The organism is Kitasatospora sp. NPDC007106 (assembly GCF_040634455.1).
Taxonomy (GTDB): domain Bacteria; phylum Actinomycetota; class Actinomycetes; order Streptomycetales; family Streptomycetaceae; genus Kitasatospora; species Kitasatospora arboriphila.
The window spans coordinates 1-6,883 of the sequence record NZ_JBEYFP010000301.1; the positions used below are offsets into that span (position 1 = coordinate 1).

Sequence of the window (6,883 nt, forward strand, 5' to 3'; positions counted from 1 at the left end):
GCACGGCGACCAGCGGGCCGTCCGAGGCGCGGGCCTGACGCTCCAGCGGGCCCCAGGCCGGGGCGGAGGCGGGCGGGGCGAAGCCGTGGCCGGTGAGCAGCACGGTGTCGGAGAGGAAGGCGCCGAGCTCGGCGAGGTTGGCCGGGCCGCCGTGCGCGAGGTAGGCGTGCGCCTCGGCGGCGATGCCGGCCGGGACGGTGGAGAGCTCCATCAGCTGGGCGTCCGGGGCCTGCTCGCCCGTCAGCACGACGACCGGGCGGGGCCCGGCGAGCAGCGCGTCCAGGCCGTCCTCCCAGGCGCGGCGGCCGCCGAGCAGGCGGACGACGACCAGGTCGGTGCCCTCGACCAGGGCGGGCAGCTCCTCGGCGGACAGCCGGGCCGGGTTGCCGAGCCGGTAGCGGACGGGGCCCTGCGAGGCGCGGGCGCTCAGCAGGTCGGTGTCGGAGGTCGACAGCAGCAGGATCATGCGGAGGGCCTCCCGGCCTGGTCGGTGTTCCACGGCGTGCGGCGGCGCACCGGGGCGGTGGACGGCAGCCCGGTGCGCGGGGCGGAGCGGGGTGCGGTGCGACGGCCTGTCTTCAAGGGTGCTTGGGTGGTCATTCCAGGGGCGCGGGGAACTGCGCAATCCGGATGCGGGCTACCGTGCAAACCGCGGCTTGGCCCGTGCTGTCGTGACACCCACCCCGGATTGCGCAGTTCCCCGTGCCCCTTGTGGTGCACCCGTGATTGTTGAAGACGCGCCCCAGGGGTGCGGCGGACCGCCGCCGGGGTCACCGGGACGGCGGGCGGCGGCTCGGCGCGTCCGGGCGGGACGGCGGAGCCGGGCATGCGGCAGCGCACAGGTCGGGCCTTCCTCGGGGTCCGCGCCCCGGGCTGGTGGAGGACGGCGGGAGTTCCTGGCTCCACGGCGGCTGAGCCGTGGTTACAGTGGCGGGACCGCACCGGATTTGCACCGGTTTCCTCCGCTTGCCGTCGCTGGCGTCGGACGGCCCGCACGGACCGTCCGGCAGCATCGTACGGGGTGGCGGACGGCCGCGGGACTGCACGCGGACTGTGATCCAGACGACGGGGCGCCCCGTCGGACAATCTGTATGCTCGCCGCCATGTCACCGACTCCCGACCCCGCCGGGGCGGGCTCCGCCGTGCCCGACCGGGGCCGGTCGGACGCCTGTCCGGGGGCCCTTCGTCTGCACACGGCCGACGACGGCGCCCTCGCCCGCATCCGCGTGCCCGGCGGACTGCTGACGGTTCGTCAGGCAATGGCGCTGGCCGATGCGGCCGAGGCGCTCGGCGACGGCGCGCTGGAGACCACCTCGCGCGGCAACGTCCAACTGCGCGGCCTGGCTTCGGCCTGCGGCGCGGAACTCGCCGACCGGCTGCGGGCCGTCGGCCTGCTGCCGTCCGACACCCACGAGCGGGTGCGCAACATCGTCGCCTCGCCGACCGCCGGCCTCGACGCCGAGGGGCACGCCGACACCGCTGCCCGGGTGCGCGAGCTGGACGCGAAGCTCTGCGCGGCGCCCTGGGCGGCCGCGCTCTCCGGCAAGTTCCTGTTCGCCCTGGACGACGGCCGCGGCGATGTCGCCGCCCTGAACGCCGATGTGACATTGATCGCAGCGCCCGGCGGCGCCGCCCTGCTGCGGCTCGGCCGCGAGACGACCGTCCGCGCGGTGCCGGCCGCACAGGCCGTGGACGCCGCCCTGGACGCCGCCCGGGCCTTCCTCGACGCGCTGCGCACCACCGGCACCCGGGCCTGGCACCTGCGCGAGGTCCCCGAACTCCTGCCGCCCGGCGACCTGCCGCTGCCCCCGCTGTCCGGCGGACACCCGCCGCTCGGGGTGCTGCCCGGCGGCCTCTCGGTCGGGACGCGCTTCGGACGGGCCACCGCCGCACAGTGGCGGCTGCTCGCCGGGCTGTCCGCCGGCGAGGTCCGGCTGACGCCCTGGCGCGGCGCCGTCCTGCCCGGCGCCGGCCCCGAGGCCCTCGCCGGGCTCGCCGCGGCCGGCTTCCTGACCGGGCCCGGCACCGCCTGGGACCGCGCCACCGCCTGCACCGGCCTGCCCGGCTGCGGCAAGTCGCTCGCCGACGTGCGCGGCGACGCGGCCCGCGCCCTGGAACGTGCGCCCGGCGGCGGCCTGCCGGTGCACTGGTCGGGCTGCGAACGGCGCTGCGGCCACCCCTCCGGGCGATGGGTGGACGTGCTCGCCACCGGGCAGGGCTACCGGGTGGCACCGGTCGGGACACCGGCCCGCCCCATGGATGTGACGCCAGTGGATGTGACGACGGAAGAGATGGCCGAGGCGGTCGCCGAGGCCCGGAGGACCACGTGATCGAGTACGAGAAGGACGGCGCCGCCATCTACCGGCAGTCCTTTGCCACCATCCGGGCCGAGGCCGACCTGGCCGCCCTGCCCGCCGACGTCTCGCAGGTCGCGGTGCGGATGATCCACGCCTGCGGCATGACCGACCTGGTCGAGGACCTGGTCTACTCGCCCGGCGTGGTCGCCTCGGCCCGCAAGGCGCTGCACGCCGGTGCGCCGATCCTCTGCGACGTCAACATGGTCGCCAGCGGTGTCACCCGCAAGCGGCTGCCCGCCGACAACGAGGTGATCTGCACCCTCACCGACCCGTCGGTGCCCGAGCTCGCGCGGAAGACCGGCAACACCCGCAGCGCCGCCGCCATGGAGCTGTGGCTGCCCCGGCTGGAGGGCGCCGTGGTGGCCGTCGGCAACGCGCCGACCTCGCTCTTCCGGCTGCTGGAGATGATCGAGGCCGGCGCACCCCGCCCGGCCGCGGTGATCGGCGTGCCCGTCGGCTTCATCGGCGCCGCCGAGTCCAAGCAGGCCCTGGCCGAGCACCCGTCCGGCCTGGAGCACCTGGTGGTCCGCGGCCGGCGCGGCGGCAGCGCGATCGCCGCCGCCGCGATCAACGCGATTGCGAGTGAAGAAGAGTGACCGAGCAGCAGACCGGGCAGCAGGCCGGGCAGCAGACCGACCGGCGGACCGGCCGGCTGTACGGCGTCGGCCTCGGCCCCGGCGACCCCTCGCTGGTCACCGTCCGCGCCGCCGAACTCATCGGCAAGGCCGACGTGGTGGCCTACCACAGCGCCCGGCACGGCCGCTCCATCGCCCGCTCGATCGCCGACCGCTACCTGACCGGCGGCCAGATCGAGGAGAAGCTGGTCTACCCGATCACCGTGGAGACCACCGACCACCCCGGTGGCTACCGCGGAGCCCTGGACGACTTCTACGAGGAGGCGTCGGCCCGGCTCGCCGCCCACCTGGACGCCGGCCGGAACGTCGTCGTCCTCGCCGAGGGCGACCCGCTGTTCTACGGCTCCTACCAGCACATGCACAAGCGCCTCGCGCACCGCTACCCGACCGAGGTGGTGCCCGGCGTGACCTCGGTCAGCGCCGCCGCGGCCCGGCTCGGCAGCGCCCTGGTGGAGGCCGAGGAGACCCTGACGATCATCCCCGGCACCCTGCCGGAGGAGGAGCTCGCCGCCCGGATCGCCTCCGCCGACTCCGCGGTGATCATGAAGCTCGGCCGGACCTTCCCGGCCGTCCGCCGCGCCCTGGAGCGGGCCGGCCGGCTCGACGACGCGCAGTACGTCGAGCGGGCGTTCATGGACGGCGAGCGCACCCTGCCGCTCGCCGAGGTCGAGGCCGACACCGTGCCGTACTTCTCGGTCGCCGTGCTGCCCAGCAAGGTCGCCCCGCTCGACCTCCCCGAGCCGGACGGCCCCGGCGAGGTCGTGGTCGTCGGCACCGGTCCGGCCGGACCGCTCTGGCTCACCCCGGAGGCCCGCGGCGCCCTGGCCGCCGCCACCGACCTGGTCGGCTACACCACCTACCTGGACCGGGTGCCCGTCCGCCCCGGCCAGGTCCGGCACGGCTCCGACAACAAGGTCGAGTCGGTGCGCGCCGAGTTCGCCCTCGACCTGGCCCGCCGCGGCCGCCGCGTCGCGGTCGTCTCCTCCGGTGACCCCGGCGTCTTCGCGATGGCCACCGCCGTCCTGGAGGCGGCCGGCGAGGACCCGTACCGCGAGGTGCCCGTCCGGGTGCTGCCCGGCATGACGGCCGCCCACGCCGCGGCCTCCCGCGCCGGCGCCCCGCTCGGCCACGACTACGCGGTGGTCTCGCTCTCCGACCGCCTCAAGCCGTGGGAGGTCATCGCCCGGCGGCTGCGCGCCGCCGCCGAGGCCGACCTGGTGCTGGCGCTCTACAACCCCGGCTCGAAGTCGCGCACCACCCAGGTCGGGCTGGCCCGCGACCTGATGCTGGAGTACCGCGGCGCCGACACCCCGGTGGTGATGGCCCGTGACGTGGGCGGCCCCACCGAACGCGTCCGCACCGTCCGGCTGGCCGACCTCGACCCGGCCGAGGTCGACATGCGCACCCTGCTGCTCATCGGGTCCTCCCAGACCCGCCTGGTCCGCCGCGGCAACGACACCGAGGTCGTCTGGACCCCGCGCCGCTACCCGGAGGACTGACCGGAGGCTTTCCCGGACGGGTTTCTTCAGGGGCGCGTGGGGGCACCCCCAGTGGTGATCCACCCGCGCCCCTACGGCCGAGCCTCGTCCCCGATCAGCCGCAACGCCTCCGCCTCCGGCAGCGGTCCGATCCGTCGGCCGTCCCGCAGCCGGAGCGACACCAGCCCGTCGGCGGCCTCGGCCGCGCCGATGACGGCCTGGTACGGCACCAGCCGGCCGGCCCGGACCCGTGCTCCGAGGGTGCCGGACCGCGGGTCGGCGGGTTCGGCCCGTAGCCCCTGCCGCAGGGCCTGCCGGACGAGGGCCTCCGCCTGCGGCCGCTGCTCCTCGGCGACCGGCTGCACCAGCAGTTGGACGGGCGCCAGCCAGGCGGGGAAGGCGCCCTGGTGCACCTCGATCAGGTGGGCCACCGCCCGTTCCACACTGCCGATGACCGCCCGGTGCACCATCACCGGCCGGTGCCGGGCACCGTCCGGTCCGGCGTAGCCGAGGTCGAACCGGGCGGGCTGGTGGAAGTCGACCTGCACGGTGGAGAGGGTGGACTCCCGTCCGGCCCGGTCGACCACCTGGACGTCGATCTTGGGCCCGTAGAACGCGGCCTCGCCCACCTCCTCCTCGTACGGCACCCCGGCCTCGTCCAGCGCTTCGGCGAGCAGCCGGCCGGCGCGCTGCCACATCTCGGGGTCGGCGACGTACTTGCCGCCCTCGGCGGGCAGCGAGAGCCGGTGCCGGGCCGGTTCGATGCCGAGCGCCCGGTACGCGCCGTGGATCAGCGCCAGCGCCGACCGGACCTCCTCGGCGACCTGGTCGGGACGGCAGAAGATGTGGGCGTCGTTCAGCTGGATCGACCTGACCCGGGTCAGTCCGCCGAGCACCCCCGACATTTCGGAGCGGAACATGCCGCCGAGTTCGGCCAGCCGCAGCGGCAGGTCGCGGTGGCTGCGCGGCCGGGCGCGGAAGATCACCGCGTGGTGCGGGCAGAGGCTGGGCCGCAGCACCACCTCCTCGCCGCCGAGCCGCATGGGCGGGAACATGTCCTCGCTGTAGTGCGCCCAGTGGCCGGAGATCTCGTACAGCTCGCGTTTGCCGAGGACGGGCGAGTGGACGTGCCGGTAGCCGGCCAGCCGTTCCACCTCGCGGACGTACTCCTCCAGTGCGTGCCGCACCGCGGCGCCGTCCGGCAGCCAGTAGGGCAGACCGGCCCCGATCAGCCGGTCGGTGTCGAAGAGGTCCAGCTCTCGGCCGAGCCGGCGGTGGTCCCGGTGGTCGGTGCTCTCGTGCACGACGGTCTCCCTCGGTGATGCCGGGACGGGTGACCGGGCACAGCACGAAGCCCCGGGGCACTCGCCCCGGGGCTTCGGACAGCAGGTGTCAGCGCGCCGGGACCCTCTCCGGCGTCGTGGTCGCGGCAGCGCGCTGATGCTTCATGCCGCCGAGGCTAGCGCGGCGGACGGGCGTGAGGCACGCGCTTTTCCGCGCAGGCGGCCGTCGGGCCGTCAGCCCGCCTTCGGCAGCGGGAAGGAGGCCCGCATGACGGCGTCGAAGGCGGCGTCCGGCAGCAGCCGCTTGGCGATCATCGTGCCGCGCGCCATCGCCCCGATCGCGTACCGGGCCCGCGGCCGGCGCACCGTCGCCGCCCGGACGATCACCTTGGTGGCGGCCTCGGCCGTCACGGCGCCGCTGCGCCGGGTGAACGCCTTGTTGGCGTACATGTCGGCGAGCGCCGTGGTGAACGAGCCGTACGGGCCGGAGCCGTCCGGCATGGTGGCGACCGCGGTGCCGCCGAAGCCGGTGATGGTCGGGCCGGGCTGGACGACGACCACGTCGACGCCGAAGGGTGCGACCTCCAGCCGCAGCGAGTCGCTGATCGCCTCCACCGCGTGCTTGGTGGCGTGGTAGAAGGCGCCGCCGGGCGGCGAGAACCGGCCGCCCATCGAGGAGATGTTGACGATCCGTCCGCGGCCGGCCCGCCGCATGCCGGGCAGCACCAGCTGGGCCATCCGGACGAGGCCGAAGACGTTGGTGTCGAACTGGGTGCGGACCTCCTCCGGGGAGGCCAGTTCGACCGGCTGGTGCAGCCCGTACGCGGCGTTGTTGATCAGGACGTCGACGTGGCCGTGCAACTCCTCGACGCGGGCCACCGCGGCCGTCATCGACCGCTCGTCGGTGACGTCCAGGGCGAGCGTGGTGATGCCGAGGCCGGCCAGGTCGGCGAGGGCCTCGGGACGGCGGGCGGTGGCGACCACGCGGTGGCCGATCCGGTGCAGGGCGAGGGCGGCCTCGCGGCCCATGCCGGTGGAGCACCCGGTGATCAGGACGGTCTGCGGGGCGGTCATCGGGGGACCTGCCTTTCCGGGGGAGTGGCGTGCGGGGGAGGGGAGCGGCGTGCGGG

The 6,883-nt window shown here is 75.5% G+C and carries 5 protein-coding genes, 1 pseudogene and 1 riboswitch; of the genes and pseudogenes, 3 read left to right on the top strand and 3 right to left on the bottom strand.

All coding sequences use genetic code 11. The features are described 5' to 3' along the window. Positions 1-466 (bottom strand): annotated as a pseudogene (locus ABZ641_RS21450) (cobaltochelatase subunit CobN); the annotation flags it as partial. A 401-nt stretch (positions 467-867) separates the two neighbouring features. Continuing rightward, positions 868-1,019, bottom strand: a riboswitch (cobalamin riboswitch). Between the two features lie 84 nt (positions 1,020-1,103). Here ABZ641_RS21450 and ABZ641_RS21455 point away from each other — a divergent pair. Genes ABZ641_RS21455 through ABZ641_RS21465 form a run of 3 tightly spaced genes read left to right on the top strand, consistent with a single transcriptional unit; the run spans position 1,104 to position 4,491 of the window. Beyond that, complete coding sequence (locus ABZ641_RS21455) at positions 1,104-2,330, top strand: cobalamin biosynthesis protein CobG (protein WP_359983967.1); 1,227 nt, start codon at positions 1,104-1,106, stop codon at positions 2,328-2,330. Next, positions 2,327-2,953, top strand: a complete 627-nt coding sequence (locus ABZ641_RS21460; RefSeq protein WP_344621522.1) for a precorrin-8X methylmutase — start codon at positions 2,327-2,329, stop codon at positions 2,951-2,953. Before ABZ641_RS21455 ends, ABZ641_RS21460 begins: the two co-directional genes overlap by 4 nt. Continuing rightward, positions 2,950-4,491 carry a precorrin-2 C(20)-methyltransferase gene (locus tag ABZ641_RS21465; protein WP_344621523.1) on the top strand — a complete coding sequence of 514 codons (1,542 nt, stop codon included), beginning with the start codon at positions 2,950-2,952 and terminating at the stop codon, positions 4,489-4,491. The genes ABZ641_RS21460 and ABZ641_RS21465 overlap by 4 nt, the downstream gene beginning before the upstream one ends. 71 nt (positions 4,492-4,562) lie before the next feature. On the opposite strand, the gene thrS is transcribed toward ABZ641_RS21465, so the two are convergent. Beyond that, positions 4,563-5,774, bottom strand: coding sequence for a threonine--tRNA ligase (thrS, locus tag ABZ641_RS21470; RefSeq protein ID WP_359983971.1), 1,212 nt, complete (start codon positions 5,772-5,774; stop codon positions 4,563-4,565). A 213-nt stretch (positions 5,775-5,987) separates the two neighbouring features. Beyond that, positions 5,988-6,827 carry an SDR family NAD(P)-dependent oxidoreductase gene (locus ABZ641_RS21475; RefSeq protein ID WP_359983974.1) on the bottom strand — a complete coding sequence of 280 codons (840 nt, stop codon included), beginning with the start codon at positions 6,825-6,827 and terminating at the stop codon, positions 5,988-5,990. Between the last annotated feature and the right edge of the window lie 56 nt (positions 6,828-6,883).

Bases quoted from the DNA above. Each gene is read 5' to 3' on its own strand.
- ABZ641_RS21455 (WP_359983967.1), top strand. From the start codon at position 1,104: ATGTCACCGACTCCCGACCCCGCCGGGGCGGGCTCCGCCGTGCCCGAC.
- ABZ641_RS21475 (WP_359983974.1), bottom strand. From the start codon at position 6,827: ATGACCGCCCCGCAGACCGTCCTGATCACCGGGTGCTCCACCGGCATG.